This is a genomic window from Hymenobacter wooponensis, assembly GCF_004745865.1.
Taxonomy (GTDB): Bacteria; Bacteroidota; Bacteroidia; order Cytophagales; family Hymenobacteraceae; genus Hymenobacter; species Hymenobacter wooponensis.
Window position 1 is genome coordinate 374,247 of sequence record NZ_SRKZ01000004.1, and the last position, 18,503, is coordinate 392,749.

Annotated in this window: 18 protein-coding genes; 10 read left to right on the forward strand and 8 right to left on the reverse strand. The window is 56.3% G+C overall.

The features are described from left to right. Window positions 1–12 precede the first annotated feature (12 nt). Entirely contained in the window at window positions 13–969 is a 957-nt protein-coding gene (locus tag EU557_RS15200; protein ID WP_135531314.1) for a transketolase family protein, read from the forward strand. A gap of 220 nt (window positions 970–1,189) precedes the next feature. Here EU557_RS15200 and EU557_RS15205 read toward each other — a convergent pair whose 3' ends face one another. The 3 genes from EU557_RS15205 to EU557_RS15215 form a co-directional block, all read right to left on the reverse strand. After that, on the reverse strand, window positions 1,190–1,630 hold the full coding sequence (locus EU557_RS15205; RefSeq protein ID WP_135531315.1) for a hypothetical protein: 441 nt from the start codon (window positions 1,628–1,630) through the stop codon (window positions 1,190–1,192). A gap of 114 nt (window positions 1,631–1,744) precedes the next feature. Then, complete coding sequence (locus EU557_RS15210) at window positions 1,745–2,809, reverse strand: chemotaxis protein CheB (RefSeq protein ID WP_245326287.1); 1,065 nt, start codon at window positions 2,807–2,809, stop codon at window positions 1,745–1,747. Between the two features lie 107 nt (window positions 2,810–2,916). Next, window positions 2,917–3,567, reverse strand: a complete 651-nt coding sequence (locus EU557_RS15215; protein WP_135531316.1) for a zinc ribbon domain-containing protein — start codon at window positions 3,565–3,567, stop codon at window positions 2,917–2,919. Between the two features lie 133 nt (window positions 3,568–3,700). On the opposite strand from EU557_RS15215, the gene EU557_RS15220 reads away from it, so the two are divergent. Then, entirely contained in the window at window positions 3,701–4,447 is a 747-nt protein-coding gene (locus EU557_RS15220) for a DUF481 domain-containing protein (protein ID WP_135531317.1), read from the forward strand. Window positions 4,448–4,462: 15 nt separating this feature from the next. Here the strand turns inward: EU557_RS15220 and EU557_RS15225 are convergent, their stop codons facing one another. After that, the gene (locus EU557_RS15225) at window positions 4,463–5,437 is read right to left on the reverse strand and encodes a hypothetical protein (protein ID WP_135531318.1); all 975 of its coding nucleotides are present in this window, start codon (window positions 5,435–5,437) and stop codon (window positions 4,463–4,465) included. A 141-nt stretch (window positions 5,438–5,578) separates the two neighbouring features. Here EU557_RS15225 and EU557_RS15230 point away from each other — a divergent pair, with 141 nt between their 5' ends. The 4 genes from EU557_RS15230 (at window position 5,579) to EU557_RS15245 (ending at window position 8,485) form a co-directional block, all read left to right on the forward strand. Then, a complete protein-coding gene (locus EU557_RS15230; protein WP_135531319.1) occupies window positions 5,579–6,130 on the forward strand; it encodes an RNA polymerase sigma factor in 552 nt (183 codons plus the stop codon). 30 nt (window positions 6,131–6,160) lie between these two features. Then, complete coding sequence (locus tag EU557_RS15235; protein WP_135531320.1) at window positions 6,161–6,616, forward strand: hypothetical protein; 456 nt, start codon at window positions 6,161–6,163, stop codon at window positions 6,614–6,616. A gap of 28 nt (window positions 6,617–6,644) precedes the next feature. Continuing rightward, window positions 6,645–7,130 carry a hypothetical protein gene (locus EU557_RS15240; protein WP_135531321.1) on the forward strand — a complete coding sequence of 162 codons (486 nt, stop codon included), beginning with the start codon at window positions 6,645–6,647 and terminating at the stop codon, window positions 7,128–7,130. A 158-nt stretch (window positions 7,131–7,288) separates the two neighbouring features. Next, complete coding sequence (locus EU557_RS15245) at window positions 7,289–8,485, forward strand: aspartate aminotransferase family protein (RefSeq protein ID WP_135531322.1); 1,197 nt, start codon at window positions 7,289–7,291, stop codon at window positions 8,483–8,485. 78 nt (window positions 8,486–8,563) lie between these two features. Here the strand turns inward: EU557_RS15245 and EU557_RS15250 are convergent, their stop codons facing one another. Continuing rightward, window positions 8,564–9,013 (reverse strand): tellurite resistance TerB family protein, encoded by a 450-nt coding sequence (locus EU557_RS15250; protein WP_135531323.1) that lies wholly within the window; start codon window positions 9,011–9,013, stop codon window positions 8,564–8,566. A gap of 263 nt (window positions 9,014–9,276) precedes the next feature. Here EU557_RS15250 and pfkA point away from each other — a divergent pair, with 263 nt between their 5' ends. Next, on the forward strand, window positions 9,277–10,248 hold the full coding sequence (pfkA, locus tag EU557_RS15255) for a 6-phosphofructokinase (RefSeq protein ID WP_135531324.1): 972 nt from the start codon (window positions 9,277–9,279) through the stop codon (window positions 10,246–10,248). A 134-nt stretch (window positions 10,249–10,382) separates the two neighbouring features. On the opposite strand, the gene miaA is transcribed toward pfkA, so the two are convergent. Continuing rightward, window positions 10,383–11,288, reverse strand: a complete 906-nt coding sequence (miaA, locus tag EU557_RS15260; RefSeq protein WP_135531325.1) for a tRNA (adenosine(37)-N6)-dimethylallyltransferase MiaA — start codon at window positions 11,286–11,288, stop codon at window positions 10,383–10,385. Further along, the gene (locus tag EU557_RS15265; RefSeq protein WP_135531326.1) at window positions 11,285–12,412 is read right to left on the reverse strand and encodes a glycosyltransferase; all 1,128 of its coding nucleotides are present in this window, start codon (window positions 12,410–12,412) and stop codon (window positions 11,285–11,287) included. The genes miaA and EU557_RS15265 overlap by 4 nt, the downstream gene beginning before the upstream one ends. A gap of 161 nt (window positions 12,413–12,573) precedes the next feature. Between EU557_RS15265 and EU557_RS15270 the strand changes: the two genes are divergently transcribed. The 3 genes from EU557_RS15270 (at window position 12,574) to EU557_RS15280 (ending at window position 17,881) form a co-directional block, all read left to right on the forward strand. Further along, window positions 12,574–16,593, forward strand: a complete 4,020-nt coding sequence (locus tag EU557_RS15270) for a PAS domain S-box protein (protein ID WP_245326288.1) — start codon at window positions 12,574–12,576, stop codon at window positions 16,591–16,593. 73 nt (window positions 16,594–16,666) lie between these two features. Then, on the forward strand, window positions 16,667–17,044 hold the full coding sequence (locus EU557_RS15275) for a response regulator (RefSeq protein ID WP_135531328.1): 378 nt from the start codon (window positions 16,667–16,669) through the stop codon (window positions 17,042–17,044). A gap of 69 nt (window positions 17,045–17,113) precedes the next feature. Beyond that, window positions 17,114–17,881, forward strand: a complete 768-nt coding sequence (locus EU557_RS15280; protein ID WP_135531329.1) for an MBL fold metallo-hydrolase — start codon at window positions 17,114–17,116, stop codon at window positions 17,879–17,881. An 18-nt stretch (window positions 17,882–17,899) separates the two neighbouring features. Here EU557_RS15280 and EU557_RS15285 read toward each other — a convergent pair whose 3' ends face one another. Then, on the reverse strand, window positions 17,900–18,367 hold the full coding sequence (locus EU557_RS15285) for a hypothetical protein (RefSeq protein WP_135531330.1): 468 nt from the start codon (window positions 18,365–18,367) through the stop codon (window positions 17,900–17,902). Window positions 18,368–18,503 lie beyond the last annotated feature (136 nt).

Here is an 18,503-nt window from a genome sequence, read left to right on the forward strand (position 1 = left end):
CCTACCAATAGCATGAAAGACTTCCCCTACACCGAATCGAAAGACACCCGTAGCGGCTTTGGCGCGGGCCTGCAGGAGCTGGGTAAAACCAACCCCAACGTAGTAGCCCTGTGCGCCGACCTGATTGGCTCGCTCAAGATGGATGCCTTCATCAAGGACAACCCCGAGCGGTTCTTCCAGGTGGGCATTGCTGAAGCCAACATGATGGGCCTGGCCGCTGGTCTCACCATTGGTGGTAAGATTCCGTTCACGGGTACCTTCGCCAACTTCAGTACGGGCCGCGTGTACGACCAGATTCGGCAGAGCATTGCTTACTCGGGCAAGAACGTGAAGATCTGCGCTTCGCACGCGGGCCTCACCCTGGGCGAAGACGGCGCCACCCACCAGATTCTCGAAGACATCGGGATGATGAAGATGCTGCCCCACATGACGGTCATCAACCCCTGCGACTACAACCAGACCAAAGCCGCCACCATCGCCATTGCCGATTACGAAGGTCCCGTGTACCTGCGCTTCGGCCGCCCGGTAGTGCCCAACTTCACGCCCGCCGATCAGACATTTGAAGTAGGCAAAGGCATCGTACTCAACGAAGGCACCGACGTGAGCATCTTCGCCACGGGTCACCTGGTATGGAAAGCCATTCTGGCTGGCAAGCTGCTGGCCGACAAAGGCATCAACGCCGAAATCATCAACATCCACACCATCAAGCCCCTTGATGCCCAGCTGATCCTGGAGTCGGCGCGCAAAACGCGCTGCGTGGTAACGGCCGAGGAGCACCAGATGAACGGTGGCCTAGGCGACTCAGTAGCCCAGCTGCTGGCCCGCGAGGAGCCCCTGCCCCTGGAAATGGTAGCCGTTAATGACTCTTTTGGCGAGTCGGGCACCCCCGACCAGCTGATGGAAAAGTACGGCCTCAATGAAGCCGCCATCGTGGCCGCCGTAGAGAAAGTAATGGCCCGCCGCAAGTAGGTTTCTGCTTCCTCTCACAATAGCAAAAAGCTCCCGCAGCGTGAAGTTGCGGGAGCTTTTTGCTATTGTGAGAGGAAGCATTCTATCAGAGCAGCGGTAGACCTATACCAGTTGCCCTTATGGCCGGAGGTTCGCCAGCCGTTGTTCTAGCACGGCATCTAGGTAGAGCCACTGTGAGCGGTTGGCGAAGGTGTAGTCTTGGTAGCAAGCCAAGAAGGCTTCAGTTTCGTGGTACCACCTCCTGGATGTCCTCGTCAGAGCCAGTGGCGCAACGCTCAAAGTCAGCCGCTAACCCATAGATCCACCCTACTTCCACCTCCGATTCTACCAACAAGCGTAAGCGGTACAAGGCCCGTAGCACCTGGCCTAGTGCTCCAGCACTAGTGGCTAATTGCTGCTGTAACCAGGCTAGCGCGGGACGCACAGTATAGGTTTCGGGTGGATATACTTGGCCGAGGTAGGCCAGTACCTGTTCCTTGTCGGTGCGAAGGAGCAGATACAGCTCTACCAAGAAAGTTTCTGGGGTTTCTTCTCGAAGCAGCAGTTCGTCTACCCAGTCACTGACTTCAGACAAGGCAAAAACTTCCAGCTGCAGGCCTAGCCGCACGTAGAAAACCGTCTCCGCGCCCGATAAATCCCTAAACTCCGCTTCCAGATCCATGGCCTCGCAAAGTGGTGTTAATAGGTTCGGTAAGTAAAGCCCCCACCACCGTACAAAGCAGGCAGGCGTTTCACTTGCTTTACACGGCGTACGTATGCAGCCGGCCTGAGCAGGTTATACCTTCGGTTTCGGAAGCCGGGGAGCTACATCACCACTCGTGATATCATGGTGCGAAATAAGCTCCCGCATCAACCGTGCCTGCTGACCGTTCTTCTTGGCCTTCGACATAAAGGTATCGGCCACTTTCTGGCGCCCTTCCTTGGCGAAGTACTCGCCCAGGCTTTGCAGCAGCATTTTGCTTTCCTCTAGGCCACGCATAGCTTGGTATTGCATGCTTTCCACCGACTCCGTTACCTCTGAAAGTAGGGCGCTGATGGTGTAGGCGTGCCCCGTATGGCAGCGGAACCGGATGAGCTTTCCTTCAATGAGCTTGGTAAGGGCTCCATGGCATTCTGGGCAAGTGAAGGGGGTCAGTTCGCCTTGATCGATGATGCCCAGTTCAAAGGCATTATCGTTTTTGGCGATGCTAAGCTCCAGATCAATTTGCTCCAGATTAGCCTTGGGCACTCTTGGTTTGGCAGGCGCTCGTTCCTTCGTGAGCTGCGACAGCAGCGCGGGCAGCGCATGCAGGGTCACAATGTGGTCAGCCTCCACAAACTCCAGGGCATTAACGGGCATGGCCGGCGACATAGCGTCGTGGGGGTCTTGCACCACAGTCACGCCACCCAGGCGTTGAATGCTCCACAACCCAGAGGTGCCATCATCGAGGTAGCCCGTTAAGACTACCCCAATGACTCGTGGCCCATAGCTATAGGCCACTGAACGGAAAAGCGCATCAATGGAAGGCCGAAACCGATTTTCCTTAGGCCCACTCGTTACGCAGATCGTGTTGTTTTCCACGAGCATGTGGTGGTTGGGGGGGGCTATATAAATGGTACCTGCCTTAACTTTTTCGCCGTTGGTGGGGTGCTTTACGGTCAAGGCCGACACCTCATTCATCAGCTGAGGCAGCAGACTATCGGCGTAAGGAGATACGTGCTGCACGACAAAAATGGGTGCAGAGAAGTCAGCTGGCATGTTGCGCGCCAACTCAATTAGCGCAGCCACTCCGCCCGATGAAGCTCCTATCACAACAATATCCCGCTGGTGACGCATTGCTTTCTTCGTTGAGTTTGCCATATGCTTGCTTGCTTGCTTGCTTGCTTGCTTGATGTGTTAGCTGTTAACCTTAACGTAAAGCAGAATGATAAGGCCATCCTCGTCCGTTTCTGGGCCGCGGGAACGCGCTACTGTTTGCTACCACACTCAGCGCAAAAGCGCTGGTCGTGCTTCATGGTTGTTCCGCAGCTAACACAAAACTTCTCCTTGCCTTGGGCAATGGCGCTGGGTGTGCCGCACTGGGCGCAGAACTTTTGCCCGGGGCTCAGCTTGGCCTGGCAGTTGGGGCACTGCACTAGGCCACCTTTGTTGAGGAAGTCTAGCTCCTGGGTATAATCCTGCTGGCGGGTTTTATTCCGGATTTGCTCGCTGGCCGCCTGCCGTTGCTGGGCCGAAAGCTCTTCCTGCTCGTCGGGGGCGCAGGTTTCGCAGAGGCCGGCGCTGTGGTTCCAGCACACATCGGGGCACACCCAATGGCCGCAGCGGGTGCACTGCTTGAAGTACGCTTTGCCTTCCTGCACGGCTTTCTCCAGGGCTGCATCGTGGGCCTTGCCACCAATAGCGCGCTGCACATGATAAGCCGCGTTGCCAGCATCGTAGAAGCTTCCTCCAAACAGGCTGCCTGCCGCCCGCATTAATTCTCCCGCAATACCAATGCTGTTGGGATGAAAGCGCGACATGTGCCCGTTGCGGCACTTATCGCAGTAAAATTTAAACTGAAATCCTTTGTCAGTGGATAGATCATCGTGGTTGGCGACGAACTGAATCAGGTTGCTCATAGCAGAAGGTAAAGGCTAAGTGGACGGCTAAATGTAGGGATATCTGAATATCTCTTCATTCACTAGGCCACCGGGTCAGAAAATTTCTGCCCGTATACTTGCGCACCTTTCGGGGGTTCCTCATGCACTGCCTATGCGCCAGTTTTACGTTTTTCTTGCGTGCCTGCTACTGATCTGCGCCGCCGCTCCCAGAGTGCACGCGCAAAATCAGCAGCAGCGCGATACCACGCTCATTGTGTACACTGGGCAGCTCACGGGAGCCTACAGCCGCGGGGGCGTCAGCCGGACGCTGTTGTCCACTACCCACTCGGTTACGTTCACGCGCGGCCAGCACTACGGCCTACCCATGACGGGCAGCTTCATTTATGGCAAGCAAGATGGGTTTCTGAAAGAACGTGAGCTACTGCTCAATGCCACCCCCTACTACTACAAGGGGCGCTTTCGGGCCTATGCCCTGGGCGGGTTTGAAATCAGCAACCTGCGCGGCATTACGAGCCGGGTGCAACTGGGCGCCGGCCCCGGCTGGGCATTTTACTCCGATACGCTGGGCCGCGAGGTGTCGGTAAGCAACCTGATTATTCGGGAGAAAACCAATTTTCGTGATGGCTCTTCTCGGCTCACCACCCGCAACTCGGCCCGCCTGAAAGTAAGCTACTCGCGCAGTGTGGTTACGCTTAGCTCCATTACCTTCTACCAGCCATCGGTTATTGACTTTGGCGATTACCGCTTCAGCAACCTTACCACGCTAGCCCTGAAGCTGCCCCGCAAGTTTTCCGTCAATTTCAGCTACAACTACACCCACGAGAGCCGTGTGATTGAGGGCCGCTTCCCCGACAATACCAACGTAACTGTGGGTGTGGCCTACAGCACTTCTCGGTAAGGCCTCGACCTAGGGTTAGCGCTTAATAAAGGTGGCTACGTAGGCCAACCCAGCTGGGTCATTGGCAATTGCAGAGCCCGATAGGTAGCTTAACAAGGGATATATGGGCTGCTTGAACACACTGAGGGTGGCGTGCTGGCCCAGCAGAATTTCCCGGATAGTGGTGGAGCCCTGGCCCATAAGCTGCGGAGCGTAGTGGCGTGGTACTTTCTGCTCATACAGGAAAGTAGCCAGCCCAGCTACCACAATGGGGTCGGGGGCATTGAGAGCTTGTATGTACTCGGGCACCACCTGGGGCCAATCGGTTGGCCCAACTGCGTGGTAGTTGAAGAACGTTTGTACGAGCTGCAAGGTGGCAACCCCAAGGTTAGGGTCGCGCAGGAAGGGCAGCAGTTGGTACACTTCGGCGGCTGTGTGCACCTGGGAGCCGGCCTGTACCAGAGCCTTTTCACGAACTGAGTCGGGGGCGGCACTATGCAATACTGCTACGCACTGCGCCACCGTGAGTGGCCTAGAAGTTTGTAGCAACCGCAGGGCCTCGGCATAACGGGCGGCCTGGTAGCGCGGGTATTTCCGGCGGATGGCTGTAACCGCCGCCGTATCCTGAGCTAGGGCGGCAAACAGACTCTTACGGGCCATCTGAAATTCCAGGCTTTGTAGTTGCTTAAGGTGCATAGCAGCGTTGAGCTGAGCAGCCACGCGGGGGTCGGGAGCGGCGGCCGTGCGGTAAGGCGTGCCAGTATCGGAGCGCAGCGTCACGAGGTACTGGTCATCATCTAGCCAGATTACTTGCGCATCCTTATAGCCCATCGGCCGAATAGCCGCCATGCACACCGTTGCTTTTTTATGGTTGAGAGCCGCCACGAAGTTTTCCCGCGTTTGTCCACTCGGTAACCCCCACACTTCTACTTGGCTAGCCTTAATTTGGGCCACCGAGGGTGTTACCTGGCTGCATACCCCCATCAAAAGAGCGAACAAATATTTCTTCATGCTACACGCGTATATAGTTGGCTACTAACTAGTACTCTCTTCCTCCGCTTCTCGCCTAAGGTAACAGTTCAAGTAGTATTAAACCAACGGCCGCCAACTCCCTCTAACCTAGTATAAACCGCCCCTAACCCGCTCCCCTGCTTGGAAGATCAGGAGATACTCGCCAAGTTCGACGACCCTGCCTCGCGCAATGTGGCCTTCAACCAGCTAGTGCGCAAGTACCAGCAGAAGGTGTACTGGCACGTGCGCAAGATGGTCATCGACCACGACGATGCCGACGACCTGACTCAGGACGTCTTTATGAAAGTTTGGAACAACCTGGCGAATTTTCGGCGGGATGCTTCTCTGTACACCTGGATTTACCGCATTGCCACCAATGAGTGCTTGAGCTTCCTGTCGTCGAAGCGCCGGCGTTTTTTCCTGCCCATCAATGATGTAGGCGCTGAGCTGGCGGCTAAACTAGAAGCTGACCCTGGCCTAGCTGGCGATGATATTGAGCGCCGCCTCCAGAAGGCCATTCTGCGCCTGCCTGATAAGCAGCGGCTGGTGTTTAATATGAAATACTACGACGAAATCACTTACGAGCAGATGGCTGAAATCACGGGTACCTCTGTGGGAGCCCTAAAGGCATCATATCATCATGCCGTGAAAAAAATTGAACAATACGTGATGGAAGAATCCACGCGTGATTAAACTTCGCGGCCTCCGTCGCCTCTAAGAACCATGAATACTCCTTTTCGTCTGGATGACCATAAGCGCCGGTCGCAGCCGCTGGCTTCGCCACCAGACCGGTACTTCGATCAGCTCCCGAGCCGCGTAATGGCGCGTGTGCAAACCACCCCAGATACTGGCCTAGCCGGCACTTGGGGTTGGCTCCGGCACCTGTCGGCACCCGTACGAACGGCCCTGGCCTCGGCGGTGGTACTGGGCGGGTTTGCTACCTCCTTCTGGCTGACGCAACCAGCCGCGCCAGTTGCTAGCTCCGCTACGGCGCTGGCGGCCGTGCCGCAGGCCGAGATGGTACAATATCTGTTAGCCAGCGACCAACGCGTGACCCTCTCTGACTTGGCCGAGTTCTCCAACACTCCGCCTGATTTATCCGACGCGTATCTGCAGGCCTCAGCGGCAGAGGTACAGGATGCTTTGGATAGCCAGCCCAGCGAGGACCCGTATTATTAACTCACTGTTGTTTTCCCTGCAACCGCACATGAACTATCTCCTCCGTAGCTTCTTGGTAGTGCTGCTAGCCACGATTTCGCTGACGGCTACTGCCCAGGCTCCCGCTAGTCATCAAGACCGCCTGAACCAACTCGAAAACGCCAAAATTGCTTATCTCACCGACAAGATTTCGTTGACTCAGGACCAAGCCCAGAAGTTTTGGCCCGTCTACAACGATTTCACTACCAAGCGGCGAGAACTCAACCGCCAGATGCGCCAACTGCGCACCACCAGCCCCGACGGCCTCACTGACCAGCAGATCAAGACCAACCTCGATCAGGCAATGGCCATGCGCGAGCAAGAGGTGAAGCTGGAGCGTGACTACTTCAACAAGTTCCAGAAAATCCTTAGTATCCGGCAAGTAGGCAAGCTCTACAGCGCCGAGCGCGACTTCACCCGGGAAGTCATTAAGCGCGTGGCCGACCGCCGCGGAGGTCCTGGCCGCGGCCGCCCCGATGGCCCGCAGGAGAACTAGTTTCAGAGTTTTTCTGCTTTAGATGTTAAAAGCAGCTGCCGAGGCAGCTGCTTTTTTGTTGTCTGGCTGAACCAACTGGCCTAGCGTGCTTGTAGCAGGTTGCTAGGCCACCCACCGCTTCCGGCGTACCTTTGCGGCCCCATTTGCTTTTGTAGTCTATGCTTACCCCCCGCCAGCTTTTCCTGCGTCATCAGGCCCAAACCTCCGATTTCCCGCTACTGCTTGAGATTGAACGGGCCGAAGGAGTGTATATGTTTAATGCGGAGGGCCAGCGCTACCTCGATTTGATTTCGGGCATTGGCGTCAGCAACGTAGGCCACCGTCACCCGCGGGTGCTGCAGGCCATTCAGGATCAGCTAGATAAATACCTGCACCTGATGGTGTACGGCGAGCTGGTGCAGGCGCCCCCAGCCGTGCTGGCCGAGGCGCTGCACCGCACCCTGCCGGCCCACCTCGACAATGTATACTTCACCAACTCCGGCACCGAGGCGGTAGAAGGCGCTCTAAAGCTGGCCAAGCGCCACACGGGCCGCACGGGGTTGCTCTCCAGCTACAACGCCTACCATGGCTCTACGCACGGCGCCCTCAGTATTACGGGCTCTGAGGGGTTCAAGAACAGCTTTCGCCCGCTCCTGCCCGACGTGCAGCACTTCCGCCACAACAACTTCGACGACCTTGCCCTCATTACCGAGCACACCGCGGCTGTGGTAATTGAAACCGTGCAAGGCGAGGCTGGCGTGCGGGTTCCCGCCCCCGGTTACCTCCCAGCCCTGCGTCAGCGCTGCACCAACATGGGCGCTTTGCTCATCTTGGATGAGATTCAGTGCGGCTTTGGACGCACCGGCACCTTCTGGGCCTTTGAGCAGTTCGGCATCGAGCCCGATATTCTGCTGACTGCTAAAGGCATGGGCGGCGGCATGCCTATTGGAGCTTTCATTTCCTCCCAGGAAATTATGGCAGGCTTCAAGACCAACCCCATCCTAGGCCACTGCACCACGTTCGGCGGGCATCCGGTGTCTTGCGCGGCCTCCTTGGCTACGTTGCGCGTGATTCAGGAAGAGAACCTGCTGGCGGGCGTAGCGGAGAAAGCCGCCCGATTCCGGCAGCAGCTCGTGCATCCGGCTATTCGGGAGGTGCGGGGCTGTGGCCTACTAATGGCCGTGGAGTTTGCTTCCTTCGATGTGCTCAAGCCCATCATCGACTACGCCCTCTGGCATGAGCACATCCTCACTGACTGGTTCCTGTTCTGCGACAACTCCTTGCGCATTGCGCCACCGCTCACCATAACTGATGCCCAGATTGACGAGGCCTGCGCCGCCTTACTTCGGGCTATTGATGCCGTGGTAGGCCAGTAGCCGTCTGTATAACAACAGTAAAATGCCCGGCTTTCACTGTATGGATGCCGGGCGTTATTATGTTAGTTGTAGGGAGGGTTATTCTCCGTTTTGTAACTGATTGTAATTTAAGAAGCTCTGCGTTTCTTCCTTGATTTGTTCGCGGGGTAGGCAGTCTTTCACACCCATGGAAATCTTGCGCACTAAAACGCCCACAATGGCTTTTCGGAAGCCCAGCTTCTCGGCCATATCAATGCAGAAATCCATTTCATTATCGTCTACCACGCCATCGGCCAGCATCATGTCCACGAGGTCAAAGATCTGGTCGAACCGTTCTGAGTCGTTGTCCGGCAGCACTAGCGTGCCCGCACTGGCATTGCCCACAATGGTTCGCACGTCATCGGCTCGCATGCCGTTCTTTTTTCCCACCGCCACTATAAAGTTCATCTCCCGCTCGTCAATGTGCCCATCGGCCTTGGCCAGGGCTACCAAGTTCATGAGGTGGCTCTTGACCTTTTTGGTTTGCTCGCTTTCAAAAAAACCAAACATACAGGTGGGGATTTAAAGTAGACGGTTGCGTTAGGGGCAGTAAGTGCAGATACCGATGGTAAAACAGCGGTGGGGGCTGTTAATATACCGGCTGTTGCACGTAAGTGCAATAGCTGCGTTTACGCAGATTGAAAAAAAACAGCCGATTTGTCAGGCTCTTTCGGGTTTCCCTAAAGCAAAGGCTTTACTTTCCCTGCGGATTTGCCACCTTTGCGCCCGCCCACTGCGGGCAACTTGATTTGAAGAGAGTACTCAGAGATACTATGAAACGTATTGCAGTTTTCACCAGCGGCGGCGACTCGCCGGGTATGAACGCCTGCATCCGGGCCGTTGTGCGTACCGCGGTCTACCACGGCATTGAGGTATATGGCATCATGCGCGGCTACAGCGGCATGATTAAAGGCGAGTTTGTTAAGCTGGATTCGGCCTCCGTAGCTAATACCATTCAGAAGGGTGGCACCATCCTAAAATCGGCACGCAGCCAGAAATTCCTCACCAAGGAAGGCCGTCAGGAGGCGTTCGATCAGCTCGTGAACCACGGCATTGATGGCCTAGTAGCCATTGGGGGTAACGGCACCTTCACGGGTGCTACTATTTTCGAGCAGGAGTTTGGCATTCCCACCGTTGGGGCGCCCGGCACGATTGATAACGACCTTTACGGCACCGACTATACCATTGGCTACGACACAGCGGTAAACACCGCTCTGGAAGCCATTGATAAAATCCGGGATACGGCTGACTCGCACGACCGCTGCTTCTTTGTGGAGGTAATGGGCCGCGACTCCGGCTACATTGCTATTCCGTGCGCCATTGGCGGCGGGGCTGAAATCGTGATGATTCCCGAAACGCAGATGTCGACGGAAGCCGTAATTGAAACGTTGCAGAGCAGCTGGAAGCGCTCCAAGACCTCGTTCCTGGTGGTAGTTGCTGAAGGTGACGAGGAAGGCAACGCCCACGCCGTAGCCCAGCAGGTGAAAGCCGCCATCCCTCAGCTCGACACCCGCGTAACCATCATCGGCCACATCCAACGGGGCGGCTCTCCCTCCGCCGCCGACCGCATGCTGGCCTCCCAGATCGGTATTGCCTGCGTGGAAGGCCTCATGAACGGCATGCGCAACGTGATGGCCGGCATCGTCGACCGCAAGCTGGTATATACCCCCTTCACCGACACCATCAATAAAAAGAAAATGATCAACCAGAGCTTCATGCGCATGGTTGAAATTTTGAGCGTATAAAGCGGTTCATAGTTGATCTTTTTTAAGAACTAGCCTTGAAACGAAAGCCCTTACCTCCCAAGCGGAAGTAAGGGCTTTTGCTTGGGTAAGAGCTGAGAGAAGGCGCAGGAAAGCGTGCGTTGCCGCATCGAGCCTTACCACCTCACCTCCTCCGGGTGCATCCACTGGTACTCAGGGTCGCGGCGGAGCCAGGTAAGCTGGCGCTTAGCATAGTGACGAGAATTACGCTTGAGCAGGCGCACGGCTTCCTCGTAATCGTACTGGCCCTCGAAATAATCGAATAGCTCCTTGTATCCCACAGTTTGCAGAGCGTTGTGGTGGCGATAAGGATACATGGCTCGGGCTTCTGCCTCTAAGCCAGCAGCCAACATGTGCTCCATGCGCAGATCAATGCGTTGGTAAAGCTCTTCCCGCTCCCGGTTGAGAGCAATTTTTACGCTCTTGAAGGGTCGTTCCGCGGCCTTCTTGACTCCGTGAAAGCTGCTGAAGGGCTGGCCCGTGGCGCGCGTGATTTCCAAGGCTCGCAATACGCGCTGGTGGTTCTGCCGGTCAATGCGCTCGTACGTCACGGGGTCGAGGCGCTGCAGCTCCGCCACCAAAGGCGCTAGGCCACCTTCGGCTAACTCCTGGTGTAACTGCTCACGCACTTGCGGCAGCGCTTTAGGCATTTCGTCGAAGCCTTCCGTAACGGCTTGCAAGTAAAGCCCCGAGCCACCTGTTAGAATCACCACTGGGAACTTCTGAAACAGTTTTTGCAGCAGGGCCAGCGCGTCCTGCTCGTAGCGGCCCGCATTGTACTCCTCCTGAATGCTGTGCGAGTTGATGAAGTGATGCGGTATCCCCTGCATTTCCTCCGGGCTAGGCTTGGCCGTACCAATGGTGAGTTCCTGGAAAAACTGCCGGGAGTCGGCCGACACTATTTCGGTGCCCAGCGCTTGGGCCAGGCGCACGCATAGGTCGGTTTTGCCGACTGCCGTTGGGCCGGAAACCACAAGTAGCGTGGGCTCTTGCGCCGTAAAAAGGTCCTTTATTAGGTTCATGAAGTTGGAGAAATAGTGCAGCCGGGCAAAGCCGCATACAGGGCTACCAGGCGGGTTTCTTCGTGCTGCCAGCTCAGCTCCTGCCGGGCGCGGGCGCAGTTTACAACTAGCTGCCGCACTCGGGCTTCATCGCCGCCCGGCAGCAGGCGGTTGAGAGCCGCGGCCACGGCAGCGGTTGTTAGTGGAGCGGGCACTAGCTGAGCTACATCGTAGCCCTCATTAAGGGCCCGGTATTCCGGAAAATCTACTACCACTTGAGGCACACAGGCGTGCAGGTAGTCAAAAAATTTATTGGCAAGGGAGTAGTAATAGCTCAACCCCTGATTTTCCAGTAATAGCACGCCTACTGCAGCGCGGCGGGTAACCTCACGTAGGGCCTCAGGCAGCACATACCCTCGGAACTCTACCTGCCCGCTAGCCAACAGGCCTAGCGCAGCCGCTTGAGCACGCAGGGCTTCTGATAAGTCGCCCTCCCCGCAAATAACCAGCCGCCCCTGCACAAGCGGCATGGCCGCCAGCAACGTTTCGAGTCCCCGGCCGGCATTCAGCGCCCCCTGGTATAGGATGTAGCCCTCTGCCTCTACTCTAGCATCTGGTTTCTGCAACCGGCTGATATTTCGGATAACCGCGAATGGTCGGCCGTAACGCTGCTCGAACAGCCGCGCGAGGGCTGGGCCAACGGTGTAGGCCAGGTGCGCCCGCGGAACAATAAAGCGCTCTACCTGCCGCCACAATTTTTGCACCGTCGGGCGGCTCACTACTTCGGGTACTTCCGTAAACAGCTCGTGTGCGTCGTACACAAAAGGGCTATTGCTGAGGCGGGCCCGCGCCCACACTGGCAAGGCAGTATCCAAGTCAATAGCGCACCACGCCGCCGCCCGCTGGGTTAGCAGGTAGGCCAGTAGCCGTAGGTTAAACTCCAGGTAAAACAGCTTGCCCCGCTGTAGCCAGCACCGCAGCCGGTGCTGCTGGTACGGCTGAGCTGTTAGTGGCGCCGATCTAGGCCACTCCCGCCCTACCAGCAGCACCTCATACCCTGCCCGCGCCAACGACCCGCAAATGCGCTGCATCCGCTGATCATAATTGAGGTCGGTAGTGACGGTGAAGATGAGACGGGGAGGCATTTAGGATGGCTGCCGGGAGCCGACACGCGTACTTTGGGATATTTTCGTCAAATTTAGGGAGTAAAACCTAGTGTGCCGGCCTCGTCGTCCCGTATGGAGACTGATAGCCGGCCCTTCTTTGCCCGGTAATGCCTCCTCGACTTTCCTCGTCTTCTACACCTATGCCGGCCAGGCCTACTGCTCCTACCTCCACCGATTTGCTACGCTCGTTATTTGACCAGGCCTACGACGCGCTGCTGCTCTATGATGATCACGGTGCTTTAATAGATTGTAATCAAACCGCACTCACTCTGCTCGGTATCTCGCGCGAGATGCTGCTGGCCTCGGGCTTGATGGCTTTTGCCTTGCCTTCTCTCGATAAGACAGTGGAGCAGTGGACCTCTGAGCCCCAGCTCCGCGAAGCGGTGCTGGATACAGCCCGCACTGGTACTTCTTACTCCCGAACTTGGCAAGGGCAGCGGGCTGATCGGGTCCGGCTGACGGGCTGGCTTACCCTGCACCGCGTGGAAACGCCCTTCGGCGCCCGCGTGCAACTCACCCTCCGCGACGTTACCCACAATCAGCCTCACGAGCAGGATAGCACCCAGCAACTAGTAAGCAAGCGCAGCCAGGAGCAGCTGCGCGATTTGCTTTCGCGCACTAACCTCAGCTACGTTCAGCTTGACCGCAATGGCGATATCCAAGATGCCAACGATTTCTTCCTTGACTTCACCGGCTACCGGCGCGATGAAATAATTGGCCACAGCTATCATGCTATTTTCTCGCCTCCGGAAGAAGCTGAAGCCCGCCGCCAAGCGTACCTTACCACCGTTAAGGAGGCTACGCTGCAGAGCTTCTATGAGCGGCTGCTGGTGACCAAAACCGGGCAGCGCCGCCTGCTGTACTGGCACGCCGAGTTCACTCGCAACACCACTGGCCACATCACCGGCGTGTACGTGGTGGGCCGCGACCTGACGGACCGCCACGTCACGGCGCGGGCCCTCACAGATAACCGCACGCGCCTACAGGACTTCCTAGACAATGCTCACGATTTGATTCAGAATTTGAGCATCGACAACCGGTTCCTGTTCGTGAACAAGGCCTGGAAGGAAAAGTTGGGCTATGAGGATGAGGACCTGCCAAACCTGACTCTCTCCGATGTGGTGCACCCCTACTACAAGGCCAAGCTGCTGTACCAGCTGCGCAACCTGTATAAGGGCGAGAAGGTGAACAAGCTGGAAACCGTGTTCTTGACCAAAACCGGGAAGCCTGTGCACCTGATTGGCTCCATCAGCTGCTCCTGGCAGGATGACGAGCCCGTCAGCACCCGCGCCATTCTGCACGATATCACCGACCGCATCAAGGCCGAGCGCCTGCAGAAGGTGTACTATAGCATTGCTAACCTGGCTATTAGCTCTAAGGATCTGCACTCCCTCTATGGTGCCATTCACCGGGAGCTTAGCAAGATCATTGAGACCAACAACTTCTATATCGCCCTCTGCGACGAGGCCCGCACCCAACTGCAGTTTGCCTATTACGTTGATCAGAACGCGCAAGGCGAGCAGAACGTGATGGCTCGGCCGTTCTCGTCGGGTGTGTCGGAGTACATTATCCGGACCGGACGACCCCAGTTCCTGCTCAAGCAGGAGTTGGAGGAGCTAATCGGCAACGGTACTATTACGGCCTACGGGCTGATGCCGGAAGTAATGCTGTGCTCGCCCCTGAGCATTGGGGAGCGGATCATTGGAGTTATTGCGGTGCAGGACTATCAGAAGGCCGATGCCTATGCCGCTGCCGATATTGAGATTCTGCACTTCATTTCCAACCAAGTGGCTCTGGCCATTGAGCGCAAGCGCAACGAGGTTCAGATTCAGAAGCAGAACGCCCGCCTGAACGCCATCTTCGAAAGCGGTTCCCACCTGATGTGGTCCGTGGATACGCATTCGCGCTTAAGTTCTTTCAATCGCAATTACGCCGCCTACTTCCTGCGGCGCAATGGCGTGTACCCAGCCCTCAACGTTAACCTCTGGCAGGCCGACCTGGCCCTGATGGAGGAAGACGCTCGCGACACCTTCATGGAGAACTATCGCCGGGCTTTCCAGGGGCACCCGCAGCGCTTCGAGGTGCGCCTCCGCGACACCAAGGGTATCGACAGCTGGCGCGAGATCTATCTCAACCCCATCTACCTCGACGACGGCTCCTTCGAGGAAATTTCGGCTATTGCCCACGACATTACGGATCAGAAACGCTCGCAGTTGGAGCTGGCAGCGCAGGAAGAGAAGTTCCGCGCCATCTTTGAGTCGTTCCAGGACGTGTATTATCGCACCGATGACAAGGGTACCCTGACCCTGGTTAGCCCATCCGTGCTCGACATGCTGGGCTATAGCCCTGAGGAAGTAACCGGCACGCCCATTGCCAATTATTACCTCTACCCCAGTGAGCGGGAAGCGCTGCTGGCCAGCGTGCGTGACACGGGCGCGGCCCGCAACTTCGAGGTGACCATGCGCCATAAAGATGGCCATGCGGTGAGCGTACTAGTAAATGCCCGCAAAGTACTGGGCGGCTCCGAGGGTACTGAGGGCATTGGCCGCGACATCACGGAGCTGAAAAAGATGCAGGACGACCTGCGCGCAGCCAAGGATGAAGCCGAAGCAGCCTTGCACGCTAAAACGCAATTCTTGGCCAACATGAGCCACGAGCTGCGCACTCCCATGAATGGTATCATCGGGATGATTGACCTGCTGCACCAGACGGTAGCATCAGAGGAGCAAGAAGAGTACGTTGACACGCTCCGGAAGTCGTCGGATGCGCTGCTGGCTATTCTGAATGATATCCTGGACCTCTCCAAGATTCAGGCGGGTAAGCTTCAGCTCAGCGAGTCGGGTATTGATTTGCACTACACGCTCGACAAAATTCACTCACTGTTTGCCAATCGGGCCAACCAGAAACTGCTGCATTTCACCTACCGGGTTGCGCCCAAAACCCCGCGCTTCATTATTACCGACGAAACGCGCCTGCTGCAAATTCTAAGTAACCTGACCTCCAACGCTATCAAGTTTACGGCGCAGGGCAGCGTGAGCATTCAGGTTTCATCAGTGGAAAGCGAGGGCGACGAGCACACACTACGCTTCGACGTGGCCGACTCTGGCATTGGCATCTCCGAAGAAAACGAGAAGTTGCTGTTCACTAACTTCACTCAGCTCGATACTACCCCCACCAAAGCATTTGGGGGCACTGGCCTAGGCCTAGCTATCAGCAAGCAGTTGGCGGAGTTGCTGGGTGGTGAGATTGGGGTTACCTCCAACGTGGGCGAAGGCTCAACGTTCTGGTTTACTATTCGCTGCCTAGTTGCTCGCAACGAGGATGAGATTGTGCAGGAGCGCGTGACGGCCCGTGAGCGGGCCCAGGAAATCGTGCGCTTCGATACCACTCCCCAAGTTCTGCTCGTCGACGACAACCCCATCAATCAGCAAGTAGCTTCCCGCTTACTGGATAAGCTAGGCTGCGCCGTGGACGTTGCGCACGATGGGTTTGAAGCCATCAGCAAAGCCACCGACCCGCGGAACCGCTACCAGCTCATCTTCATGGACATTCAGATGCCCGAGATGGATGGTGTAACGGCCATGTTAGAAATTCGGCGACGTCTAGGCCAGTCTTGCCCACCGGTGGTGGCCATGACGGCATACTCCATGAAGGAAGATGCTGAGCGTTTTGTGCAGCAAGGCATGGACGACTACGTGCCCAAGCCTGTGAAGAGCCAAGACCTCTACACTGTGCTGCGGCGGTGGTCAGCTTCTCAGCAAGCCCTAAAGGCGCTGGAGCCCGAAGAAGCGCCAGCGGTGGCCCCCGAACCCGCTACGGTCAGCATCGACCCAGATACGTTGGAGCAGCTGCGCCAACTGGGTGGCGGCGATTTTGCGGCCCAGCTCTATGCCGATTTTGAGCAGGAAGCCAGCCAGCTTTTAAGCGAAGCGGCGGCCTTCATGGCGAAAGGCCAGTACGCTCAAATTTTACCTCACCTGCACCAACTCAAGGGAACCGGCTTTACACTAGGCATAAATACCATGGCTGAATGCACTAAAAAGCTGGAACACGATTTAAAAACTGGAGTTTTTACTACTGCTGAGCAGGACTTCCGGAAGTTGCAGTATTACTTTGCACAGTTCGTGGCCGTATACCCTGCTATTACGCAAGCGCCTTAGTTCCGTATACTAGCTACACTTCCCTCATTTTGCTCCCGTCCTACACTCATAAAACCTCAACGCCTCATTCCTTATGGCCGATTCTAAAACCATTCTAATTGCGGAGGATAGCTCCGTTATTCTCAACCTGACTAAGAAAATTCTCGAGCTTCAGAAATATCGTATCGTATCGGCTAAAAATGGAGGCGAAGTGATGAAGCAGGTGGAAAGCCAGCCGATTGACTGCGTTCTGATGGACATCAACATCCCCGTAAAAGACGGCATGGAATGCACCCGTGAGATTCGTCGGCACTCGGATCCTCGCATCGCTAAAATTCCTGTTATTGCCATCACTGGCAATGCCAACAACTACTCGATGGAGCAATTCCGGGAGGCTGGCGTGACGGATTACTTACCCAAGCCACTCGACTTTGACGCGCTGGTGCGCGTGGTAAAGCAGTACGTAGGCTAAGTACAACATAGCCAGAAGGTAACCACTACCTAAGACTGGCTAGTAGCTATTTGCTACTGACTTCTAACCATGGAAATAACCTTTCTCGGTACGGGCACGTCGCAAGGCGTGCCCGTAATTGGGTGTACCTGTGCCGTTTGCCGCTCCGTGGATTACCGCGACAAGCGGTTGCGCGTGTCGGTGCACCTGCAGGTACAGGGTAAAAGCATCATTATCGACTCCGGTCCCGACTTCCGGCAGCAGGCGCTACGGGAGCAGATCAACCATCTGGACGCGCTGGTCTTTACGCACGAGCACAAAGATCATACGGGTGGCCTAGATGATATTCGGGCCTATAATTTCCGGCAGCAGCAAGACATGCCCGTTCATGCGGAACCTCGCGTTATTGAGCAGCTAAAGCGCGAGTACTCCTACATTTTTGCGGAGCATAAATACCCCGGCATCCCGCAGGTAGAAATTCACCCCATCCTGAGCGACACGGCTAGCTTTTGGGTGCAGGGCGTAGAGTTTCAACCCATTAGGGCATTGCACTATAAGTTGCCGGTGCTAGGCTTCCGGGTTGGCAACTTTACTTACGTTACGGATGCCAATTACCTTACTCCGGAGGCTCTTGAGCGCATGCGGGGCTCGGAAGTAATTGTGCTCAATGCGCTACGGCACGAGAAGCATATCTCGCACTTTACTCTGCAGGAAGCAGTGGACATTCTGGAGGACCTAGCGCCTAGCCGGGCGTATCTCACTCACATCAGCCACCAGTTGGGCCGCCACCACGAGGTAGAAGCCGACCTGCCTGCGTTTATCCGACTGGCCTATGATGGTTTGCGGGTGAAACTGTAACCTATTACAAGTCGTCTGTTAGTTGACTTTGCCGATGCGGTAGCGCATGGCAATGTCTTTCCTCTGCGGATCGTCATTTCCCTGTTGCACCTGCCAGTTCAGGTAGTATAATACGTAGCGCCGGCCATTAGCCCGCACGCTGGTGCTATCTAGCAGGTCAGCAGCGTACGTTCTCTCTTGGTTGACGGGTAGCTTTACTTGCTGGGTTTGCCCCTGTGCATCGGTTATAGTTAGCGTAGGCCACACAAAGTCGGGAACGAAGCATCTGGCATTCTTGGGGCAGAAGCTATACGTTAGGTCCGTAGCCTCCACAACCAGTTCTGGACGGGTGGCCGAGGGCAACAGTGCCTGCTGCCGGTAGTTAAGGGTAAACTCCTGATCGAATGTCGAGCTTACTGCCGCTGGCACAACATTGGTGTCTCCACTGTTTTTGTCGCAGGCCAGCAGGCTCATGCTGGTGGCTACAAGAAGTAAATACTTTTTCACGGAGGATGAGAGAGCAGTGTGGATGAGAAAGGCACTAGGCGTTCTTCCATTTCAGAGCCGGGAGGTGGCCTAGAGGTTGCATGGCCTGACTCTCACAACGGGCTTCTCGTTACTTTTAAACTCTGAACTTCCCGTT

What these genes read in the sequence shown, in the direction of transcription:
- EU557_RS15200 (WP_135531314.1), top strand. Translation starts at nt 13, where the DNA reads ATGAAAGACTTCCCCTACACCGAATCGAAAGACACCCGTAGCGGCTTT.
- EU557_RS15205 (WP_135531315.1), bottom strand. Translation starts at nt 1,630, where the DNA reads ATGGATCTGGAAGCGGAGTTTAGGGATTTATCGGGCGCGGAGACGGTT.
- EU557_RS15210 (WP_245326287.1), bottom strand. Translation starts at nt 2,809, where the DNA reads ATGGCAAACTCAACGAAGAAAGCAATGCGTCACCAGCGGGATATTGTT.
- EU557_RS15215 (WP_135531316.1), bottom strand. Translation starts at nt 3,567, where the DNA reads ATGAGCAACCTGATTCAGTTCGTCGCCAACCACGATGATCTATCCACT.
- EU557_RS15220 (WP_135531317.1), top strand. Translation starts at nt 3,701, where the DNA reads ATGCGCCAGTTTTACGTTTTTCTTGCGTGCCTGCTACTGATCTGCGCC.
- EU557_RS15225 (WP_135531318.1), bottom strand. Translation starts at nt 5,437, where the DNA reads ATGAAGAAATATTTGTTCGCTCTTTTGATGGGGGTATGCAGCCAGGTA.
- EU557_RS15235 (WP_135531320.1), top strand. Translation starts at nt 6,161, where the DNA reads ATGAATACTCCTTTTCGTCTGGATGACCATAAGCGCCGGTCGCAGCCG.
- EU557_RS15240 (WP_135531321.1), top strand. Translation starts at nt 6,645, where the DNA reads ATGAACTATCTCCTCCGTAGCTTCTTGGTAGTGCTGCTAGCCACGATT.
- EU557_RS15245 (WP_135531322.1), top strand. Translation starts at nt 7,289, where the DNA reads ATGCTTACCCCCCGCCAGCTTTTCCTGCGTCATCAGGCCCAAACCTCC.
- EU557_RS15250 (WP_135531323.1), bottom strand. Translation starts at nt 9,013, where the DNA reads ATGTTTGGTTTTTTTGAAAGCGAGCAAACCAAAAAGGTCAAGAGCCAC.
- pfkA (WP_135531324.1), top strand. Translation starts at nt 9,277, where the DNA reads ATGAAACGTATTGCAGTTTTCACCAGCGGCGGCGACTCGCCGGGTATG.
- miaA (WP_135531325.1), bottom strand. Translation starts at nt 11,288, where the DNA reads ATGAACCTAATAAAGGACCTTTTTACGGCGCAAGAGCCCACGCTACTT.
- EU557_RS15265 (WP_135531326.1), bottom strand. Translation starts at nt 12,412, where the DNA reads ATGCCTCCCCGTCTCATCTTCACCGTCACTACCGACCTCAATTATGAT.
- EU557_RS15270 (WP_245326288.1), top strand. Translation starts at nt 12,574, where the DNA reads ATGCCGGCCAGGCCTACTGCTCCTACCTCCACCGATTTGCTACGCTCG.
- EU557_RS15275 (WP_135531328.1), top strand. Translation starts at nt 16,667, where the DNA reads ATGGCCGATTCTAAAACCATTCTAATTGCGGAGGATAGCTCCGTTATT.
- EU557_RS15280 (WP_135531329.1), top strand. Translation starts at nt 17,114, where the DNA reads ATGGAAATAACCTTTCTCGGTACGGGCACGTCGCAAGGCGTGCCCGTA.